The sequence below is a fragment of the Streptomyces sp. NPDC001410 genome (assembly GCF_042895235.1).
GTDB lineage: Bacteria > Actinomycetota > Actinomycetes > Streptomycetales > Streptomycetaceae > Streptomyces.
Genome location: NZ_JBIAWE010000021.1, coordinates 63540 through 84504, shown reverse-complemented (window position 1 = coordinate 84504; position 20965 = coordinate 63540). Strand labels below are relative to the sequence as shown.

General features: G+C 73.7%; 6 protein-coding genes. 2 read left to right on the top strand and 4 right to left on the bottom strand.

Annotated elements, in window-relative coordinates:
• Positions 1-16: 16 nt before the first annotated feature.
• Together ACFY3C_RS36750 and ACFY3C_RS36745 are read right to left on the bottom strand one after the other, a co-directional pair.
• On the bottom strand, positions 17-13762 hold the full coding sequence (locus ACFY3C_RS36750; RefSeq protein WP_390773916.1) for an SDR family NAD(P)-dependent oxidoreductase: 13746 nt from the start codon (positions 13760-13762) through the stop codon (positions 17-19).
• 133 nt (positions 13763-13895) lie between these two features.
• On the bottom strand, positions 13896-15620 hold the full coding sequence (locus tag ACFY3C_RS36745; protein WP_390773915.1) for a fatty acyl-AMP ligase: 1725 nt from the start codon (positions 15618-15620) through the stop codon (positions 13896-13898).
• A 422-nt stretch (positions 15621-16042) separates the two neighbouring features.
• On the opposite strand from ACFY3C_RS36745, the gene ACFY3C_RS36740 reads away from it, so the two are divergent.
• Together ACFY3C_RS36740 and ACFY3C_RS36735 are read left to right on the top strand one after the other, a co-directional pair.
• Positions 16043-17137: a chemotaxis protein gene (locus ACFY3C_RS36740; RefSeq protein WP_390773914.1), complete on the top strand. Its 1095-nt coding sequence runs from the start codon at positions 16043-16045 to the stop codon at positions 17135-17137.
• A 146-nt stretch (positions 17138-17283) separates the two neighbouring features.
• The gene (locus tag ACFY3C_RS36735) at positions 17284-18309 is read left to right on the top strand and encodes a Gfo/Idh/MocA family protein (protein ID WP_390773913.1); all 1026 of its coding nucleotides are present in this window, start codon (positions 17284-17286) and stop codon (positions 18307-18309) included.
• Here ACFY3C_RS36735 and ACFY3C_RS36730 read toward each other — a convergent pair.
• Positions 18299-20323 carry a phosphocholine-specific phospholipase C gene (locus tag ACFY3C_RS36730; protein WP_390773912.1) on the bottom strand — a complete coding sequence of 675 codons (2025 nt, stop codon included), beginning with the start codon at positions 20321-20323 and terminating at the stop codon, positions 18299-18301. The genes ACFY3C_RS36735 and ACFY3C_RS36730 overlap by 11 nt on opposite strands.
• 139 nt (positions 20324-20462) lie before the next feature.
• A complete protein-coding gene (locus tag ACFY3C_RS36725; RefSeq protein ID WP_386578553.1) occupies positions 20463-20876 on the bottom strand; it encodes an SsgA family sporulation/cell division regulator in 414 nt (137 codons plus the stop codon).
• Between the last annotated feature and the right edge of the window lie 89 nt (positions 20877-20965).

Genomic DNA, 20965 nt, shown 5'->3' with positions numbered 1-20965 from the left:
TGCTCGGTCTTGTTCCTCACTGCTGCTCCCAGGAGCGGAAGGCCCGCAGGTGTTCGGGGGTGGTCACGACGTCCAGCCGTTCGTCGTCCGGGTCGCCGCCGCCGAGCGCGGCGAGCAGCCGGCGGGCGGGGGCGTTGCGCGGGGTGCGCTCGGCGGTGAGCCGGATCTTGGCGCAGCCCAGCTGTTCGGCCCGGTCGGCGAGCCAACCGAGCAGCCGCTCCTCGACACCCCGGCCGAGGGCGCGACAGCTCATCAGCCAGGCGAGCACGTCGAGTTGGTCCCCGTCGGCATGGACCGCGAGCAGTGCGATCTGGCCGTAGTCGCCGAACCGGTCCCGGGCCGCCGCCGTCCACGCCTCGCCCCGTTCCCGCCACCGGGCCAGGTCGCCTCCGTCGGCGGACCGGGCGCGCAGGGTGAACTGGTTGGTGCGGCGGACGAGTTGCTCGCCCCGCTCGACGTCCGCGTCCGTCAGCTCGCGGATGTCGACCTCGAGGTTCAGCTGGGCGAGGAACTCCTCGAACCCGGCGCCCTCGCGGACGGCGTCCCGCTCGCGTTCCTGTGCGTAGAACCGGGCCCGCAGGGCGTCCTCGGCGGTCGCCGCGACCGGGACGAGCGGCCACAACCGGCCCAGGAACGTGTCGAGTTCGGCGGCCGGCGGGCAGGTCACGGACAGCACCTGCGGGTGCGCCGCGCGCATCTTCGCGATCTCGACCGGGTTGTCGTCCAGGAACAGGAAGCTGTCCAGGCCGAGGTTGAGGGTGCGGGCGGCCTCGGCGAGGCGGTCCGGCTTGGGGTTCCAGGCGGCGGAGACCACGCTGAAGTGCTCGGCCTTCAGCAGGCTGTCGGGCCGGTCCAGGACGGCCCGGACCGTGGCCTCGTCGTTGTTGCTGACCAGTGCCAGCAGCGCGCCCGCTTCCCGCCACCGCAGCAGCCTGCGGGCCAGCCGACCGCGCGGGCCGGTGAGGTCCACCGCCTCGGGCCCGGCCTCGCCCGCCACTGAGCCCCACAGGGTCTCGTCGCCGTCGACGGCGATCACCTTGGGCGCGGGGCGCCGTACGGCCCGTACCACCTCGGCCAGACGCAGCGCCACGGCTGCCTGGAAGGCCGGGGTGAAGGGCAGGTGGGCGAGGCGCTCGGTGCGCTGGTCGAAGCGGTCCTCGACGGTGTGATGCCGGGTCCACTCGTCCGGGCCGAGCACCGCGATGCCGGGCAGTTCGGCCAGGTCGGCGGCGATCCCGCGCTCCCAGTCGAGGAGGCGGTCATCGGCTCGGGCGGTCGGCAGGACGCCGACGACGAGCGGCCTGCGGGTGCGTTCGGCGAGGGACTTCAGCGCGGCCGGGTAGGCGCCGCGCAGTTCGGCGAGGACCGTGTCGTCCACCGGTCCGAACCGCTCCAGGTCGGCGGCCCGCAGCAGGACGACGCCCACTGTGGTGGCCGGATCGGCTAGGACGCCCGAGGGGTCCTGGAGGGCGGCGAGCACCTGGTGGTACGGCGCCTCGGCGACCGTCGCCCGCTCGTCCTCCAGCGCCGCCTCGCACATCAGGGGCAGGTTGCCGAGGGCGAAGGTGGCGGCGAGGGCGAGACGCGGTCCCTCGGCCGGTGTCTGCTGAACGGCCATCGCGCTCTCGCGTACGACCACGGTCGCGTCCTCGGCGGCTTGCGCGGCCAGCTCCAGGAACTCCTCGCCGAGTTCGGTCACGGTGTCCGCGTCCAGGATGTCGAGGTTGTGGTCGAGGCGGACGGTGCCCGAGTCCGGGGTCATGGTGATCATCAGGTCGAGGTCGGTGTGGCCGACGCCGGCAGGCAGCACTTCGAGACTGGTCAACCGGCCCGAGAAGCGGACGTAGTTGAAGTACACCTCGACGAGCGGTGCGTTGGCGCGGTGCAGGCCCTGCCGGGCGAGCGTGGCGAGGACATCGGAGAACATGGCGCCCTTCGCCAGGATCCGCTGCAGGCGCTGGTCGGTGCGGACCAGCACGTCCGCGATCCGCTCCCCGGCCCTCGCCTCGGCGGGGAAGGGCACGGGGACGCCGAAGAAGCCCACCGCGCCGTACGCGTCGGCGTGGATGCGGGTGTCCACGGGCACGGCGAGCGCGAACCGCTCGCGTTCCCGCTTCCTGGCCAGCAGCACGGTGAGGGTGCCGAGGCAGAACGCGGCGGGCGTGACGGCCAGAGCGCTCGCGGCGGCCGAGACCCGCTCCATGAGACCGTCCGGGACGGTCACGGTGACGCTGCCGGACCGGTAGGAGCGGGTCTCGGGGCGCGGCCGGGCCAGGGTCAGGTCGAGCCGTTCGCTGCCCTCGAAGGCCGCGCGCCAGTCCTCGCCGGGGCCTTCGCCGCCGCCTTGCTGGGCCTCGATCAGCAGGTCGATGTCCCGGTTGGTGACGGTGCCGTCCAGCGGGGTGCCGGAGAGTTCGGCGTCGATCTCCGCGGCCACGAGGAGCAGGGACTGCAGATCGCTGACCGCGTGATGGGCGCCGAACACCAGGATCTGGCCCTGCGGGCCGCCGTCGGCGAGTTCGAACCGCCACAGCGGCGGGACGGCCAGGTCGAACGGTGGCTCCAGGAGCAGCCGCAGCCGTTCGGCGGCGTCCACCTCCGTGGCCTCGGTCCACCGCAGCAGCGGGGTGGGCGGCCGGCGGTCCACCCGCAGCTGCCGGCCGCTCTCGTCGCCGGTCACGACGGCGGTGCGCAGGGCGGCGTGGCGGGCGGCGAGCCGGTCCAGGATGCCGCTGAGGGCTTCCTCGGTGGTCGGCGTCCTGAGCCGTACGGCCAGGCCGACGCCGTGGGCCGCGTCGGGCATGTCCGGCTGGGCGCTGCGCAGGAGTCGTACGACATCCCGGGTGGCGGGCCGCAGTTCGGTCTCGGGCACGTCCTGCGCGGGTGAGCTGTTGGCCTCCTCGGCGGAGGCGGCCCGCTCGGCAGGTGCGGCGCGCTCGGGCAGGGCCTCGCCGAGGGTGCGGGCGAGGCCGCGGACGTCGGCGGCGGAGAACACGTCGGCGGCCGGGAGTTCGACGCCCAGCTCGCGGGCGAACGCGTTGCGCAGCCGGACCAGCATCAGCGAGTCCAGGCCCAGCTCCTTCAGGGCCGTGGTGGCGAACACGTCCACGGCACCGCCGGAGACCTCCCCGACCCGGGCCCGTACGTAGGTTTCGAGCCACTCGGTGCGCTCCTGCCCGGGGGCGGCCGCGAACACCTTGTTGACGAGGTCGTCGGTGTGCGCGCCACCGGCCGGGGCGGTCACCAGGTCGGCGAGCAGCGGGCGGCTGCGTGCCGCGTCCGGGTCGAGGGCCAGCAGCTCCCAGTCGAGGGCGATCGGGGCGAGCTGGCGGCGGGTGGTGGTCAGCACCCGCTCGAAGAGTTCGCCGCCGTCCTGCGGGGAGAAGGCGACCAGGCCGGAGCGGCTGGTCTCGGCGGCCCGGGTGCCGGACTCGGCGACCATGCCGACGCCCGCCCAGGCACCCCAGTCCAGGCTCAGCGCCCGTCGGCCGGTCCGGGAGAGGTGGTGCGCCCAGGCGTCGAGGAAGGCGTTCGCCGCCGAGTACGGGCTCTGCCCGGCCGAGCCCAGCAGACCGGCCGCCGAGGCGAACAGGACCAGGTTCCCGGCCTCCGGGACCAGTTCGGTGAGCAGCGCGGTGCCGAGCACCTTGGGCGCGAGGACGCGCCGGACGCGCTCCTCGGTGAGGTTCGCCAGGGTGGCGTCGTCCAGGACACCGGCGGCGTGGACCACGGTGGAGACCGGGCCCGCCTCGCGGCGCAGCGCGTCCAGGGCGGCGGTGAGTCCGGCACGATCGGCCACGTCGGCGCGGGCGAGGTGCACGGTGACGCCCCGCTGTTCGAGGCCCTGTATCCAGGCGGTGGCGGCCGTGTCGGGCGTGCCGCGGCTCAGCAGGGCGAGCCGCCGGGCGCCCCGGCGCACCAGCCGCTCGGCGACGACACGGCCGAGGCCGCCCAGACCACCGGTGATCAGGTGCACGCCGTCGGGCAGCTCGGGGTGGTCGCCGTCGTCGGGGCGGGTACGGGCCAGGCGCGGGACGAGCCGACCGGTGCCGCGCAGCGCCACGAGACGCTCGTCGTCGGCGTGCCACAGCTGGGTCCACAGCGCCTCGGCGCCGCCCTCGGCGGGCAGGTCGATCAGCGTGGTGGCGAGTTCCGGGTGCTCCTGGGCCACGGCGAGTCCGAAGCCCCAGGCGAGGGCCTGCTGCGGCCGGGTCACCTCGGTGCTGTCACCGGCGGCCTGGCTGGCGCGTACGACGACGAACAGGCGCGGTGTCCGGCCCTTGGGCCGCTCGCGCTCGGTGAGGGCCCGCACCAGGTGCAGGGTGGTCAGGCAGCAGAGCCGGGCGGCCTCTTCGGCGCCGCGGTCGTCGGAGACCGGTGGGGCGTCGAGTGCGGACAGCTGGACCACCCGCTCGGGCGGCGCGTCCGCGAAGGCCTCGTCCAGGAGCCGGGCCCACTGGGCCGGGTCGGCCGGGTCGAGGACGTAGCGTCCGGGGCCTTCGACGCCGTACGCGGTGCCCCGGCGGGCGACGACGTGCGGCGCCAAGTTGCCTATCCGGTCCGTGAGTTCGTCGGCGACTCCGGTCTCGTCGGCGACGATGAGCCAGTTGCCCTCGGCGGGCGGCTCCTGTGCCGCGGGGCGGGGCTGCCAGCGGGCCTCGAAGAGGGCGCCGTCCAGCGGGGACAGCGCGGCGAGCCGGAACTCGTCCGCTGCGAGGACGAGTTGGCCGTCCTCGTCCCACAGGCGCAGGTCGAGGAGGGCGGTGTCGCCGTCCACCGCGCGCAGGTCGCAGCTCACCCAGGCGGGTGCGGTGCGCAGTCCGGTGAACCGTACGTGTCCGGCACCGGCGGGCACGAACGCCCGGCCCTGCGGGGCGGCCGCGGGCAGCGCGGCCGTGTGGAGGGAGGCGTCGAGCGTGGCCGGGTGCAGGAGGTGGCCGGCGGCGGGCCGGGCGGCCAGGCGGGCCACCGCTGTCGTGCCGCCGTCCCGGTGCCCCTCGGCCAGGCCCCGGAAGGCGGGGCCGTAGTCGATGCCGAGGGCGGCGAGACCGGCGTACACGGCGGGCAGGTCGACGCGCTCGGTGCAGCGTTCGCGCAGCGCGGCGAGTTCCTTGCCCGCGTCCGCCGCCGGCTCCGCCGTGAGGGCGATCGGCTCCGGAGTGAGGGCGATGCGCCCGGTCACGTGCCGCTCCCACCGCGGCCGGCGCGCACCGGCGGGAGCCGAGGCGACGGAGAACTCCCGGGAGCCGTCCTGCGCGGGTCGCAGCACCAGTTGCAGCCGCACGGGCCGGTCGGCGTCCAGTCGCAGCGGCTGGACGAACCGGACGTCGGCCAGCTGCACCTCGTCGCCGTCGGCGAGCGTGGTCGCGGCCTCCAGCGCCAGGTCCAGGAAGGCGGCGCCCGGCAGCCACACCTCGCCCGTGACCTGGTGGTCGGTCAGGTAGGCGAAGCGGCTGTCGTTCAGGTCGATCTCGCTCTGGAAGAGGTCCCGGCCGGGTTCGTCGCTGGCCTGGACGTGGGTGCCGAGCAGCGGTGAGCCGCCGGTGGAGGTGGCCTGGACGGGGGCGAGCCAGTGGCGTTCGCGGGCGAAGGCGTAGGTGGGCAGGTCGGCGCGGCGGCCGTGCGGGAAGAGCGCCGTCCAGTCGGGCGTGTGTCCGGCCTCGTACAACTCCCCCAGCCTGCCGAGCAGTACGTCCTGCCCGTCGCGGCCGCGGCGCAGTGAGCCGATGCCCACCGCGTCGATCCCGGCCTCGGCGGCGACGGCCTCGATCGACGCGGTGAGCGAGGGGTGCGGGCTGAGTTCCACGAAGTAGCGGTAGCCGTCGTCGAGCATCCGGCGGACGGTGTCGGCGAAGCGGACCGGCCGGCGCAGGTTGTCGAACCAGTAGGCGGCGTCCAGGCCGTCCCCGGTGACGGGTTCGGCGAGCACCGACGAGTAGAGCGGGGTCGGTGTGCGGGTGCCCCGGATGCCGGAGAAGCGGTCGAGGAGTTCCGCGCGCAGCGGTTCCATGAGCGGGGTGTGCGAGGCGAACGGCGTCGACAGGACGCGCGTGGAGACGCCCCGTTCCTCCAGTTGGCGACGCAGTGCGGTGAGCGCGTCCGCCTCGCCGGATACGGCGGTGGCACCGGGACCGTTGACGGCTCCGACGAACAGCCGGCCGGCGTAGGGCTCCAGCAGCTCCTCGACGTCGGCGAGCGGCAGCTCCACGGCGAGCATGCCGCCCTGCCCGACGAGCGGGACGACCGCGGCGGCCCGCCCGGTGACGGCGGTGACGGCATCGTCCAGGGTGAGGGCGCCCGCGCTGTACGCGGCGGCGATCTCGCCCAGGCTGTGGCCGACGACCGCGTCCGGGGTGACGCCGAGTTCCCGCCAGGCGGCGGCCAGTGCGGCGTTGACGGCGAACAGGACCGGCTGGAGGTATTCGGTGCGGTCGAGCGGGGAGAACTCCTCGGGTGCGCGCAGCACGTTGAGCACCGACCAGCCGGCCTGCCGTTCGACGGCGGCGTCGATGCGGGTCAGCTCCGTCCGGAAGGCCTCGGACTGGGACAGCAACTCCAGGCCCATGCCGGTCCATTGGCCCCCGTGCCCGGCGAAGACGAAGGCGACCTTGCCGGTCCGGTCCTCGCGGGGTGCGGGCACGGGCTTGCGTCCGCCGCCCAACGCCTTGAGGGAGGAGAGCAGTTCGTCGCGGTCACGCGCGACGAGAGCGGTGCGCCAGTCGAAGTGGCTGCGGTGCCGGGCCAGGGTGTGGGCGACGTCCGGCAGGGCGGTGTGGGGGGTGACGTGGCGGGCGAGCCGGGCCGCCTGCCCGCGCAGACCGGCCTCACTGCGTCCGGAGAGCAGGAACAGCCGCTTCCCGTCGGGGAGTTCCGGTTCCTGCCGCGACCTGGCGGGAGCTTCTTCCACGATGACGTGGGCGTTGGTGCCGCTGATACCGAAGGCGCTGACCCCGGCCCGTCGCACCCGCTCCTCCGTCGCCGGCCAGGCGACCGGTTCCTGCAGCAGGTGGAGCCCGCTGCCGTCCCACTCGACGTGCCGGCTCGGCGTGCCGGCGTGCAGGGTGCGGGGCAGGGTCTGGTGGCGCAGCGACTGCACGACCTTGATCAGCCCGGCGACGCCCGAAGCGGCCTGCGCGTGGCCGATGTTGGACTTCAGCGACCCCAGGTACAGCGGACGGTCCTGGGGGCGGGAGCCGGCGAAGACCTCGGCCAGGGCGTTGGCCTCGATCGGGTCGCCGAGGGTGGTCCCGGTTCCGTGGGCCTCGATGTAGTCGAGGTCGGCGGGTGCCAGCCCGGACAGCTCCAGCGCGCGGCGGAGCACCTGTTCCTGGGCCGGGCCGTTGGGCGCGGACAGACCCTGGCTGCGGCCGTCCTGGTTGACGGCCGTGCCGCGCAGTACGGCGAGCACCTCGTCGCCGTCCCGCTCGGCGTCGCTCAGCCGCTTCAGGACGAGCATGCCCGCGCCCTCGGCCCAGATCGCGCCGTCGGCGTCGTCGGAGAAGGACCGGCAGCGGCCGGACGGGGACAAGCCGCGCAGGCGGCTGAACTCCACATAGGTCTGCGGGGTCACCATGAGCGTCACCCCGCCGGCCAGGGCCAGGTCGCACTCCCCGGCGCGCAGGGCCTGGGCGGCCAGATGCGTCGCGACCAGGGAGGACGAGCAGGCCGTGTCCACGGTCAGGGCCGGGCCGTGCAGGCCGAGCGCGTACGCCAGCCGGCCGGAGGCGACGCTGAGCGCCGAGCCGGTGCCGACGTAGCCGTCGAGCTGGTCGAGGCGGGAGCCCGCCAGGTAGTCGCTGCCGAACATGCCGACGTACACGCCGGTGGTGCTGCCGGCGAGCCGGGCGGGCACGATTCCGGCGCGCTCCAGCGCCTCCCAGGCCGTCTCCAGCAGCAGCCGCTGCTGCGGGTCCATGGCAGCGGCCTCCTTCGGGGTGATCCCGAAGAAGCCCGCGTCGAAGGACTCGATGTCGTCCAGGAAGCCGCCCTCGCGGGCGTAGGACTTGCCGAGGGCGTCCGGGTCGGGGTCGTAGAGCGCCTCCACGTCCCAGCGTCCGGCCGGGAACGGGCCGACCGCGTCCCGGCCTTCGGCGACCAGCCGCCACAGGCCGTCCGGGTCGCTCACCGAGCCGGGCAGCCGGCAGGCCATGGCCACGATGGCGATCGGTTCGTCGCCGGCGGGCGCGGTCGCCCGGGCCTGCTGGACCTGGGCCTTGCCCGAGGTGCGCCCCAGCACGGTGGCGAGCAGGTACTCGGCGAGCCGGTCGGCGGTGGGGTGGTCGAAGAGGAGGGTGGCGGGCAGGCGGGTGCCGAGGCGGGCCCCGATGCGGTTGCGCAGTTCGACCGCGGTGACGGAGTCCATGCCGAGGTCGCGCAGCGGCTGGTCGGGGCGTACGGACTCCGCGGAGCGCAGGCCGAGGGCGCGGGAGGCCTCGTCACGGACCAGGGCGAGGACGCGCTCGGCCCGCTCGGGCTCGGGCAGCCTGGCCAGGCGGTCGGCGAGGGCGTCTGACCCGGTGCCGCGCGGCGCGGGCAGCAGCGAGCGCCACAGGGCGGTGCCGGCCGCGTCCGACTGGCGCAGACGGGGCAGGTCGAGGGCCCAGGCCACCAGGTGCGGGGCGGTGCGCGGCAGAGCCAGCGCGACGAGATCACGGCCCTGCTCCGGGGTGAGCGCCCGGTGGCCGAGCCGGGCCATGCGCTCCAGGTCGGCGTGGGCCGCGGCGAGGCCCTCACCGGCCCAGGCGCCGAAGGAGATCGAGCTGCCGGCCAGGCCCAGGGCCCGCCGGTGGTGGGCAAGTTGGTCGAGGAAGGCGTTGGCGGCCGCGTAGTTGCCCTGGCCCGCGTTGCCCACGACGCCGGCGGCCGAGGACACCAGCAGGAACAGGTCCAGCGGAGTGTCGGCGGTGAGCCGGTGCAGGTGGAGGGCGCCGTCGACCTTGGGTCGCAGTACCCGCGCCAGCCGCTCGGGCGTCAGCTCCGCGACGACCCCGTCGTCGAGGATCCCGGCGCAGTGCACGACACCGCGCAGCGGCAACTCCTCGCCGGCCCGGGCGAGTACGTCGGCGACGGCGGCCGGGTCGGTGACCTCGCAGGCGACGACCTCGGCCGTGGCGCCGAGCGCGGCCAGTTCGGCGACCGTCTCGGCCGCGCGGGGATCCTCGGCACCCCTGCGTGCCGTCAACAGGAGCCGGGGAACGCCTCGCCTGGCGAAGAGACGGGCGATGTGCCGGCCGACGGCGCCCAGACCGCCGGTGATCAGGACGGTCCCGTCCGTGGGGAGCCGACCGGCCCGGCCCTGCTCGTGTCGGTCGGGGCGTGCACGCACCAGCCGCGGGACGAACAAAGCCCCTTCGCGAAGGGCGAGTTCGGGTTCCTCGGCCAGGCCTGCCGCCGCCCCGAGCGCGGACGCGGGGTCGCCGCCGTCGAGGTCCAGCAACGTCAGCCCGAGGTCCGGGTGCTCGGCACGGGCGCTGCGGGCCAGCCCCCACAGCACCGACTGGGCGTATCCGGCGACCGGGTCGCCGTCGGCGGCGGCGATCGCGCCGTGGGTCACCCACACGGTCCGGGCGGGCGTCCGGTCCTCGGGGAGCGCGATGAGCCGCTGCAGCTCGGCGAGCGCGGTGGCCGCCAACTCGTGGGCTCCGGACATCGGTTCGTCGGGGCGCGGCCAGAATCGTACGGCGACGTCGGCGCCCGTCTCGCGCAGCGCGAGGCCCTGGAGAGCGGCCTCCGCCTTCGGGCCGGCCGGGTCGCCTGCCAGGGTCCAGGTGAGGTCCTGCGCGGCGGCGGGCGGCTCCTCGGTGAGGGCCGTCCAGGCCACCTCGTACAGGTGCCGGGCGTTCTCCGAACCTGCGTCGAGGTCGGCCGGGGCGGCGGCGCGCAGGCGTACGGCCTCCAGGCGTCCGGCGGGCAGGCCGTCGGCGTCCCACAGCGTGACGTCGAGGGTGAGGTCCGAGTCGGCGTCGCCGGTGCGCCGCACCCGTGCGGTCAGGTCGCCCGCGCCGCCGTGGGGCAGGACGCAGCGGCCCACGGCGACGGGGAGCAGGGCGCGTCCGTCGGCCGCTCCGAAGGCGGCGGTGACGTGCAGAGCGGCGTCCAGCAGGGCCGGGTGCACCGGGTACGGGTCGGCCGCGTCGCGGGCGCCGGCGGGCAGGGAGAGCCGGGCGAGGAGTTCTCCGTCGCCGGTCGTGACCGCCGACCGTACGCCCTGGAAGGCAGGCCCGTAGCCGAGACCGTGGCCGGCCAGACGGTCGTACGTCTCCTCCGTCCAGGCCTCTTCGGCGGTCTCGGGCCACTGAGGCGGGCGGCCCGCGGTGAGCGGGGTGGACTCGGCCGCGGACGCGGTGGCGTGCAGGGTCCAGCCGGGGGCGTCCTGGCCGCGCGGGCGGCTGTGCACGGTGATCTCGGGTACGGGACCTGCGGTGACGACCTCGACGGAGACCTCGACCGTGCCGGTGCCGGGCAGGACGAGGGGGCTGAGCAGGAGGAGGTCGGTGACGTCGGCCGCGTCGTCCGGGCGGGCCACGGCGAGCGCGGCACGGCACAGCTCCATCAGGGTGGTGCCGGAGACCACGGTGCGGCCGAACACGGTGTGGTCGGGGAGCCAGTCGGCGGTGGCCGGGGACCACTCGTTGCGGAAGGTCCAGCGGGTCTCGTCGGCGGACTGGAGCTGGATGCCGAGGAGCGGATGCGCGGCCTGGTCGAACAGGGCCGGGCCACCGGTGACGGTCTCCGGTTCGATCCAGTGGCGCTGCGCGTCCCAGGCGTAGGTGGGCAGGTCGGCGGTGTCGCCGTCGGGGACCAGGCGGCGCCAGTCGATCCGCCGTCCGTGGACGTGGAGTTCGGCGGCGGCCCGGTCCAGGCAGGCGGGGCCGTCCTCTTCGCGGCCCAGCGAGCCGACGGCGGTCAGGTCGTGGCCGGTGTCCTCGCCGAGCGTGCGCAGCGCGGTGAGCAGGGCCGGGTGGGGGCTCAGTTCCACGAAGTGGCGGTAGCCGTCGGCGAGCATGCGCTCGACGGTGGGCGCGAAGCGGACGGTCTCGCGGAGGTTGGTGTACCAGTAGCCGGCCTCCAGTTCCTCGGTGACCGGTTCGGCGGTGACCGTGGAGTACCAGGCGATGTCCGTCGGGTACGTGGTCACGCCGTCGAGTTCGTCGAGGATCCGTTCGCGGACCGGTTCTACCTGGGCGCTGTGGGAGGCGTAGTCGACGTCGAGACGGCGGACGAACACCTGGCGCGCTTCGAGGCGGGCGAGCAGCGCTTCGACCGCTTCGACGGCGCCCGCGACCACGGTCGCCCGGCCGCTGTTGACGGCGGCGACCGAGACGGGTCCGTCGAGTTCGGCCCGGACCTCGTCGTGGGGCAGCGCGATCACGGCCATGGTGCCGTTGCCGGACAGGTCGGTCAGGGCCTGGCTGCGCAGAGCGACGACGGCGGCCGCGTCGTTGAGGCTGAGTGCGCCGGCGACGCAGGCCGCGGCGACCTCGCCCTGGCTGTGTCCGATGACGGCGTCCGGGCGGATGCCCCGGGCGCGCCACACAGCGGCGAGCGACACCATCACGGCGAACAGGGCGGGCTGGACGACGTCCACGCGGTCCAGGGACGGGGCGCCGGCGTCGCCGCGCAGCACGGCGGCCACGGACCACTCGGTGAACGGGCGCAGCGCCGCGTCGCAGCGGTCCAGCTCGTCGGCGAACACCGGGTCCCGGTCCAGCAGGTCGCGGGCCATGCCGGCCCACTGGCTGCCCTGGCCGGGGAAGACGAAGGCCAGCTTGCCGGCAGGGGCGGTCCGCTGCGGCCCGGTGGTGTGGTCGGGGTCGGGGTGCCCGTCGGCGAGGGCGCGCAGGGCGTCGACGAGCCGGGTGCGGTCGCAGGCCCGGACGACGGCCCGGTGGTCGAAGTGGGTGCGGTGGTGGACGAGGGTCGCGGCGACCGCGGGGAGCGGCAGCTCCGGGCATGTCTCCAGGGCGTCGAGCAGCCGGGCGGCCTGACCGTGCAGGGCGGGGAGGCTGCGGGCGGAGAGCGGGAAGAGGGTGGGGGCGGGTTGCTGTGCGGAGGTGTCCGCGGTGGCAGGTTCCGGTGCTTCGTGCGCGAGGACGTCGGCGGTGGCGGGTTCCGGTGCTTCCTCTTCGAGGGCGTCGGCGGTGGCGGGTTCCGGTGCCTCCTCCAGGACCACGTGGGCGTTGGTGCCGCTGATTCCGAAGGCGCTGACCCCCGCCCGGCGCACCCGGTCCGCGGTGCGCGGCCAGTCCTGTCCGGCGCTCTGTACGTGCAGTCCGCTGCCGGTCCAGTCGATCTGGTCGGTGAGGCGCTCGGCGTGCAGGGAGGCCGGTATGTGTTCACGGCCGAGCGCGAGGACGGTCTTGATGACGCCGCCGATGCCCGCGGCCGCCTGGGTGTGGCCGATGTTGGACTTCAGGGAGCCGACACCGAGGGGGTGGCCGGCCGGGCGGTCGGGGCCGAACACGTTGGCCAGGGCGCGGAGTTCGATGGGGTCGCCGAGCCGGGTGCCGGTGCCGTGGGCCTCGACGTGGTCGAGGTCGTGCGGGGTGAGCCCGGCCGCGTCCAGCGCGGCGCGCACCACCCGTTCCTGTGCCGGGCCGTTGGGGGCGCTGAGGCCCTGGCTGCGGCCGTCCTGGTTGATCGCCGAGCCCTTGACGACGGCCAGGATCCGGTCGCCGTCCCGGCGCGCGTCGGCGAGCCGCTTGAGCACGACGAGACCGCAGCCCTCGCCCCATACGACGCCGTCCGCGTCGGCGGAGAACGGGCTGCACCGCCCGGACGGGGACAGCCCGCGCAGCCTGCTGAACTCGACGTGGCCGCGCGGGGTGACCAGCAGGGTGGCCCCGCCGGCCAGGGCGAGATCGCACTCGCCGCTCGCCAGGGCGCGCGCCGCCAGGTGCAGGGCGACCAGTGAGGACGAGCAGGCGGTGTCGACGGTCACCGCCGGCCCCTGCAGGCCGAGGGTGTAGGCGATGCGTCCGGAGGCCACGCTGGCCGCCGAGCCGGTGCCGACGTGTCCGTCGAGCTGGGTGAGCGAGGCGGCTGCGAGGTAGCCGCTGTCGTACAGGCCGAGATAGACGCCGGTGGAGCTGCCGTTCAGGGACTCCGGGAGGATTCCGGCGCGTTCGATCGCCTCCCAGGTGGTCTGGAGGAGCAGCCGCTGCTGGGGGTCCATGGCGGCGGCCTCGCGCGGGGAGATGCCGAAGAAGGCCGCGTCGAAGCGGTCGATGCCGCCGTCGAGGTAGCCGCCGCGCAGGGTGTAGGCCTTGCCGACGGCCTCGGGGTCGGGGTCGTACAGGCCGCTCGTGTCCCAACGGCCCGCCGGAACCTCGGAGATGGCGTCCTCGCCCGTGGTCAGCAGCCGCCACAGGGCCTCGGGATCCTCGGCGCCGCCGGGGAAGCGGCAGGCCATGGAGATGATCGCCACGTCGTCGCCGGGGCCGGTCCGCTCCACGGCCGCACTCGGCAACGGCGTTTCCGCCCGCTGCGGTTCGAAGACGGCCTGCGCGACGGCTGCGATGGTGGGGTGGTTGAAGACGAGGGACGGCTCCAGGAGGCGGCCCGTCAGCGTACCGAGTTCGGCGGCCAGGGTGACCAACTGGCGTGATCCGAGGCCGAATTCGGCCAGCGGTCGGTGCGGATCGACGTCCGCCGGGTCGGTCCCGGCCGCCTCGGCGACGGCCGATGCCAGCCAGGCCCGGACGCCCCCGGAGGTCGTCAGGGACGGCTCGGGGGTGTGCTTCGGGGACTCGTTCGCAGGCATCTGGGCAGCTGTCCTCGTGAACTCGGGTTCATGCTGGATTCCGTACCGGGCGACGGGTGTGCGGTACGGCGGAACGGGCGGCGTACGGCCGCAAGGGCCTCCCGCGCCGACGGGGGCGCGGGAGGCGGCGGTGTCACTCCGCGGCGGGCGCGGTCACCACGGAGAGGGTGCCGTCGAGGTACGCCGTGCGCGTGGCGCGGCGCTGGATCTTCCCGCTGGAGGTCTTGGGGATGGTGCCGGGCTGGACCAGGACGATGTCGCGCAGGGACAGGCCGTGGGCCTCGCCGACCGTGCTGCGGATCAGGTCGGTGATCTTCTCGGACTCGCCGGCGTCGTCCGGGGCGATCTCGGCGACGAGGACGGGCTGTTCCCCAACGGCGGCGGTGTCCACGGAGAACGCGGCGGTGCAGCCGGGGCGCAGGGCCGGGTGGGACAGTTCGGCAGTCAGTTCCAGGTCCTGCGGGTAGTGGTTGCGGCCGTCGATGACGATGAGGTCCTTCAGGCGGCCGGTGACGAAGAGTTCGCCGTCCCGCTGGAAGCCGAGGTCGCCGGTGCGCAGGAACCGGCCGTCGTGGCCCGGGAGTTGGGCGCGGAACGTCTCGCGGGTGGCGAGGGCGTTGCGCCAGTAGCCCTTGGCGACACTCGCTCCGCCCACCCAGATCTCGCCGATCTCACCCTCGGGCAGCTCCTCCTGCCGCTCGGGGTGGACGATCGCCACGCTCATGCCGGGGCCGGGCCGGCCGCAGCCGACGGCGGCCGCGTCGGCCTCGCCGGCGTTCGGGGCTCCGTCGGCGGCGGCGAGCAGCGTCGGCGGGGTGTCCACGGCGGTGCCGGTGACCATCAGGGTGGCCTCGGCCAGGCCGTAGCAGGGGTAGAGGGCCTCGCTGCGGAATCCGGAGGGGCCGAAGGTGTCGGCGAAGCGGCGCAAGGTGGCCGCGCGCACCGGTTCGGCCCCGTTGAAGGCGACCTTCCACGAGCTGAGGTCGAGGCCGTCGAGCAGGTCCGGGCCGACGTGCTTCAGGCACAGCTCGTAGCCGAAGTTGGGTCCGCCGCTGGTGTGCGGGCGGTAGCGGCTGACGGCGGTGAGCCAGCGGGACGGCTGCTGGAGGAAGTGCAGGGGCGAGAACAGGGTGGCGGTGGCGCCGAGGTACACCGTGTTCAGGACGGGACCGATGAGCCCCATGTCGTGGTAGACCGGCAGCCAGCTGACGAACAGTTCGTGGTCGTGTGCGGCGAGCACCTCGGGCGTGTGGCCCATGCGCTCGGTGATGACCCGCTCGTTGTCCAGCAGGTTGCCGTGGGTGACGACGACGCCGCGCGGGGCGGAGGTGGAACCCGAGGTGTACTGGAGGAACGCGACGGAATCCGCGGTGAGTTCGGGTTCGCGCCAGGCGGCGGCCGCGTCGTCGGGTATGTCCTCGGTGGCCAGCCGGGCTATCGCGTCGAGTTCGGGCAGGTGTGCGGCCATGCCGTCGAGTGCGGTGATCACGTCCCGGCCGCCCAGGATGACCTTGGCGTCCGCGTCGGCCATCAGGCGCTTCATCCGGGTCAGCGCACGGTGGTTCTGTGAGCGGCCCTGCGGGGGCACGCCCGGGACGGCGACCACACCGGCCGACAGGCAGCCCAGGTAGGCGCAGATGAACTCCAGGCCGGGCGGGTAGAGCAGCATGGCGCGCGAACCGGCCAGTCCGCGCTCCTGCAGCCGGGCGGCGATGGCCCGGGAGCGGGTGGCCAGCCGGCCGTAGGTGAGTTCCTGGATCTCTCCGTCGCAGTCACCGGTGACGAGGTGGCGGTAGGCGGTGCGCTCCGGATGGTTCGAGGCGTGCGCGGTCACTAGATCGACCAGGGAACGTGCCATGGGACGAGTCTCACCTGTCTGAATAGGTGGTGTAGAAACAGAAGTTCGGGCGTCGCGCCACGCGGACGCACGGGGCCGGATTCAACCCGGCCTCGTTGCCGGATCGTTGGACGCGACCCCTCGCACTGGGCGCTGTGGGTCGGACAGCGCCGCGTGATCCCCCCGCAGCAGATTGCTACCGGCGAGTAGCACCATAGCAGCCCGAATGACCGACATGTCGAACACATGTAAACGCTTCGTGTCCAAGCTAGTTGGCAAAGCTGACGGTCCGTGACGAACGCGTGAACAGGGGGCGGAAATCCGGCCGGGCGTACACCCCGTGACCCTCGTCACGCTCCGCGTTCGACCCGCCACTCAACGTTAGTAAAAATCACGCTATTACCCCGCATGCCGGACAGGTGATTCCGCCCTATCGTTCTGTCATGGAGCACGCACTGAGTCCCGCAACCCTCGCCGAACTGCGGCGCCCGCGTCCCTACCCCGCGGTGTCCGTACTGACGCCGACACACCGCCGCGAACCCGAGAGCGGCCAGGACCCGGTCCGGCTGCGCAATGTGGTGGCCGAGGCCAGGAAACGGCTGGAATCCGACCCCTCGGTCACCCGGGAGCGGCGCGCCGACGTCGTGGCACAGCTCGACCGCGCACTGGCGGAGGTGGACCTGGCGCACGCCGAGGACGGCCTGGTGATCTTCGCTGCCCCGGGTGAGCACCAGGTCTGGTCGCTGGCCCGTACCGTCCCCGAGCGGGTGGTGTTCTCGGACACCTTCCTCACCCGCAATCTGGTCTCCGCGCAGGCCGCCGAGCGGCCTTTCTGGGTACTGTCACTCTCCGCCGACCGCGTGACCCTGTGGAGCGGCGGCCCCGAGCGGGTGGTCGAGGAGCATTCCGGCGGCTTCCCGCTGATCCACATCCGGGAGAACTTCGACGCCGAGCGCCAGGAGCAGATCGGTGACGTGCCGAGCATCTACGCCGACGAGGGCACGCGCCAGTTCCTGCGCGAGGTCGACACCGCCCTGGGCACGCTGCTGCGCGACCAGCCCCGCCCGGTGTACGTCACCGGCGAGCAGGCGGCCCTGTCCCTGCTGGACGAGGTCGGCAGCGCCGCCAAATCCGCCGTACAGGTCCCGCACGGCGGCCTCGCCCACGCCGGCCCGGAGGCTGTGTGGCAGGCCCTGAGGCCGGTCCTGGAGTCGGAGGCCCGCAAGGACGCCTCGTCCGTCCTCAGGGAGCTGACCTCGGCACGCGGGCGCAAGATCTTCGCGGCCGGGGTGGACGAGCTGTGGCAGAACGCCCGGGACGGCCGCGTCCGGCTCCTCGCGGTCGAGGAGAACTACCGCGTGACCGTCCGCGACCAGGGCGACCACCTCGTGCCGGCCGAGCCCGGAGATCTGGACTCCCGCGACGACATCGTGGACGAGATCGTGGAGCAGTGTCTGGAGACCGGCGCCGACGTGCGCTTCGTCCCCGACGGCACGCTGGGCGACGCGAACGGCATCGCGGGGGTGCTGCGGTACTGAGGCACTCCCCCGCCAGCGGCACTGAGGCACTCCCCGGGCAGCGGCACCGAGGCCCCCTCGGGGCCGCTGCGCCGAGCCACTCCCCGGGCAGCGAACCCCTCGCGGCGTACGCTACGGCGTGATCGTCGGCAAGAGGGAGCGCACACATGGGTGACCTGCTGGGTGTGGCCGTACTGGGTGCCGGACACATGGGAGCCGACCACATTCGACGCCTCGACGAGGTGGTGAGCGGCGCCAGGGTGGCCGCCGTGGGCGATCCCGATCTCGAGCGGGCGAAGGAGGCGGTGGCCGGCCTGGACGGCGTCACCGTGCACACGGACCCGGTGGCCGCGCTGGGGGCGCCCGGCGTGGCGGCCGTGCTGATCGCCTCCCCCGGCCCCGCGCACGAGAAGGCGCTCCTCGCGGCCTTCGAGCGCGGCCTGCCCGTGCTGTGCGAGAAGCCCATGGTGCCCGACTCCACAGGTGCACTGCGAGTGGTGGAGGCCGAGGCGCGGCTCGGCCGCCGGCTGGCCCAGATCGGCTTCATGCGGCGCTACGACGCCGAGTACCGGCGGCTGAAGGCGCTGCTGGACGGGGGCGGCCTGGGCCGGCCGCTGATGCTGCACTGCACCCACCGCAACGTCTCCTCCCCGCCCGACTTCACCAGCGCCATGCTGATCAACAGCTCCGTCGCGCACGAGATCGACGCGGCCCGCTGGCTGCTCGGGCAGGAGCTGACCGCGGTCACCGTGCTGCGCCCGGCGTCCTCGGCGGGTGCGCCCGAGGGCCTGGTCGATCCGCAGTTCGTGCTGTTCGAGACCGAGCACGGCGCCCTGGTCGACGTGGAGGTCTTCGTCAATTGCGGCTTCGGCTACCAGGTGCGCTGCGAGGCCGTGTGCGAGGCGGGCAGCGCCCGGATCGGCGACGAGCACACCATGCTGGTCACCCGCCGGGGCAGCGCCGCCGAGGAGGTGGCGCAGGACTACCTCGTCCGCTTCGCCGACGCCTACGACCGCGAGGTGCAGGCCTGGGTCGACGCCACGCGGCGCGGCGAGGTCACCGGCCCGAGCGTCTGGGACGGCTACGCGGCCTCCGTCGTCGCGGAGGCGGGGGTCCGGGCGCTGGAGACCGGCGGCCGGGTGGCCGTCGGGCTCGCCCCGCGCCCGGACCTGTACGCCGAGGTCAGCCGCTGACGCTCGCGGCGCCGGTCTCCAGGTGCCCGGTGAACCGGCGCGACCAGGTCGCGTCGGAGTCGACGGTCACCGTGAAGTCGTACCAGCCGTTCTGGTACGCGACGGCGTTGAAGTAGTCCTCCGCCGAGGCTCCCGCGGCGACGGTGTAGGTCCAGGGACCGTCGGTGCGGTAGTGGTTGGAGGTGATGGTGAACTTCACCGAGGACGGACCCGAGTTGGCCATCTTGAAGTAGACGGCCAGCTTGCCCGTGCCGGGCTCCACGGCGTAACGGGTGCTCACCTCGGCCGACTTCCCCGCCTTGGTGGCGTCGCCCTTGAAGCGGCGCAGGAAGCGGTTGGGGCCGGTCATGGTCAGGTCGTACCTGCCGCCGCCGAAACCCGTGCCGATGTTGAAGGAGTCGGAGGCGGTGCCGCCCGCGTCGACCGTGTACTGGTAGGGCGTGGTGTCGCGGTAGGCGTTGGGGTGGATGGAGAAGTGCGCCGCCCTGGCCGCCGGACCGCCCTGGTTGGTCATGGTGAACCAGGCGAGGACCTTGCCGGCCGCCCCGAACTCCAGGTGGTCCAGGTGTCCGCCCGGCTGGTACGGCAGCGCGCGGGCCGGGCGGGTGCCGGACTCCTGGGCGGGCAGGGCGTTGTTCGTCGGCACCGGGTTGGGCAGCGGGCCGCAGGTGGCCATGCCGATGACGCTCGTCGCGGGCAGCGAGACGGTGCCGTGGACCGGGTTGGCGAAGTCGAAGACACCGGTCAGGTCGCCGCTCACCTTGCGCCGCCAGTCGCTGATGTTGGGGCACTTGGCGGGTTTGCCGATCGCCGCCGTCCACGTCTCCAGGAACCGCAGCACCGAGGTGTGCTCGAAGACCTCGGAGGAGACCCAGCCGCCCCGGGTCCAGGGCGAGATGACGAGCATCGGGACGCGGAAGCCGAAGCCGTACGGCACCCCGTTGAGGAACTCACCCGCGGTACCGGCCGGCGGGGCCGGGGGCGGGACGTGGTCGAAGTAGCCGTCGTTCTCGTCGTAGTTGAGGAACAGGACGGTGGAGTCGAACACGTCCTGGTCGGCGGCGAGGGCCTGGTAGACGAGGCTGACGAAGTGGGCGCCGTCGCCGGGCGGGGCGTACGGGTGCTCGGAGAAGGCCTGGTTGGGGACCACCCAGGAGACCTGCGGGAGGGTGCCCGCGAGGACGTCGGCCTTGACGGCGGCGGCGATGTCGTCCGGGGTCGAGCCGGTGACCTTCGGGACGGAGGACATGCCGCGGTCGTGGAGCGGGTCGCCCGCCTTGGCGTCGGTGAAGTTCTTGAAGTAGGCGCAGCCGTTGTCGCCGTAGTTGTCCGCGGCGTTCTGGTAGACCTTCCAGGTCACCCCGGCGGCCTGCAGCGCCTCGGCGTAGTTCTGCCAGGTCAGGCCCGACTCGTCGCCGCCGTCGTAGCTGGCGGAGTCGACCTTGCCGCTCCACAGGTAGGTGCGGTTGGGGCCGGTCGCGCTGAGGGTGGAGCAGAAGTAGGCGTCGCAGATCGTGTAGTTGTCGGCGAGCGCGTAGTGGAACGGGATGTCGGAGCGGTCCAGGTAGCCCAGCGAGCGGACGTTGCCGACGCCCGAGACCCAGTTGTCGAGGCGGCCCTTGTTCCACGCGGAGTGCTGCGAGGACCAGGAGTGCGGCAGGTCGCCGTTGCACTGGGCGAGGGTCTCGCCGTCCTTGCCGCCCGCGGCCGGGGTCGCGCTGAGCTTCCAGGGGTACTGGCGGCCCGTTCCGTTCGGCTGGTCGAAGACCGAGTGGCCGCCGCTCAGTGTGATGCCGCTGCGGTCGTCGAAGCCGCGGACACCCTTCAGGCGCCCGAAGTAGTGGTCGAAGCTGCGGTTCTCCTGCATGAGGATGACCACATGCTGCACGTCCTTGATCGTGCCGGTCGCGGCAGTCGCTGCCGCGGCCGCGGTGCGGGAGCCGGCGCCCAGCGCCACGCCTGCCGCCACGGATGCGCCGAATCCCACGAAGCCTCTTCGGCTGATCGGTGTCATTCGCCCCGTCCTCGTCAGCGGAGTGCCCGTGCGGCACACCGCGCGCCAGGGTGCACGCGGTGATCGTCGAGGTCCACAGCCGTGCGGTGAGGCATGCGTGAATAGAAGTCAAAGTCGGGGCACCGGCCCTGACAGGGGCTCACACCCCGCCGAACAGGCTGCTCAGACCGCGTTCCACGACCGCCGCGACGTCCTCGTGCCCGGCCGGAACCACGGTGTAGGTGTGCAGCAGGAAGCGGCGCAGCGCCGAGGTGGGAAACTGGAGCAGGGCGAGGCCGCACGGCGAATGGAGTTCGAGGACCGTCCGGGTGCGTCCGTACGGCCAGATCTGTACGTCCCCGCGTCCGGCCGGGGCGCGCAGACCCTGGTCCAGCAGGGAGCGCGCGAAGGTCCAGGTGACTTCGTCGCCCGCCAGGGTGGCCTCGGGCGGGAAGTCCACGAAGACGGCCAGCGGATCGTCCGCCGTGTAGCGCAGGAGAGCGTACACCGGGACCTCCCGGTCCTCGGCGGTGATGAGACGGGCGTGGGCGGGTTGCTCGACGAAGATGTCCATGCCATTAAGGAGTCCGCGAAGGCTCTTCACAGGACGTCAAATCCAGACAGAGTTGGTACGGATCGAGCAGTCGGCGTCACCATGGAACA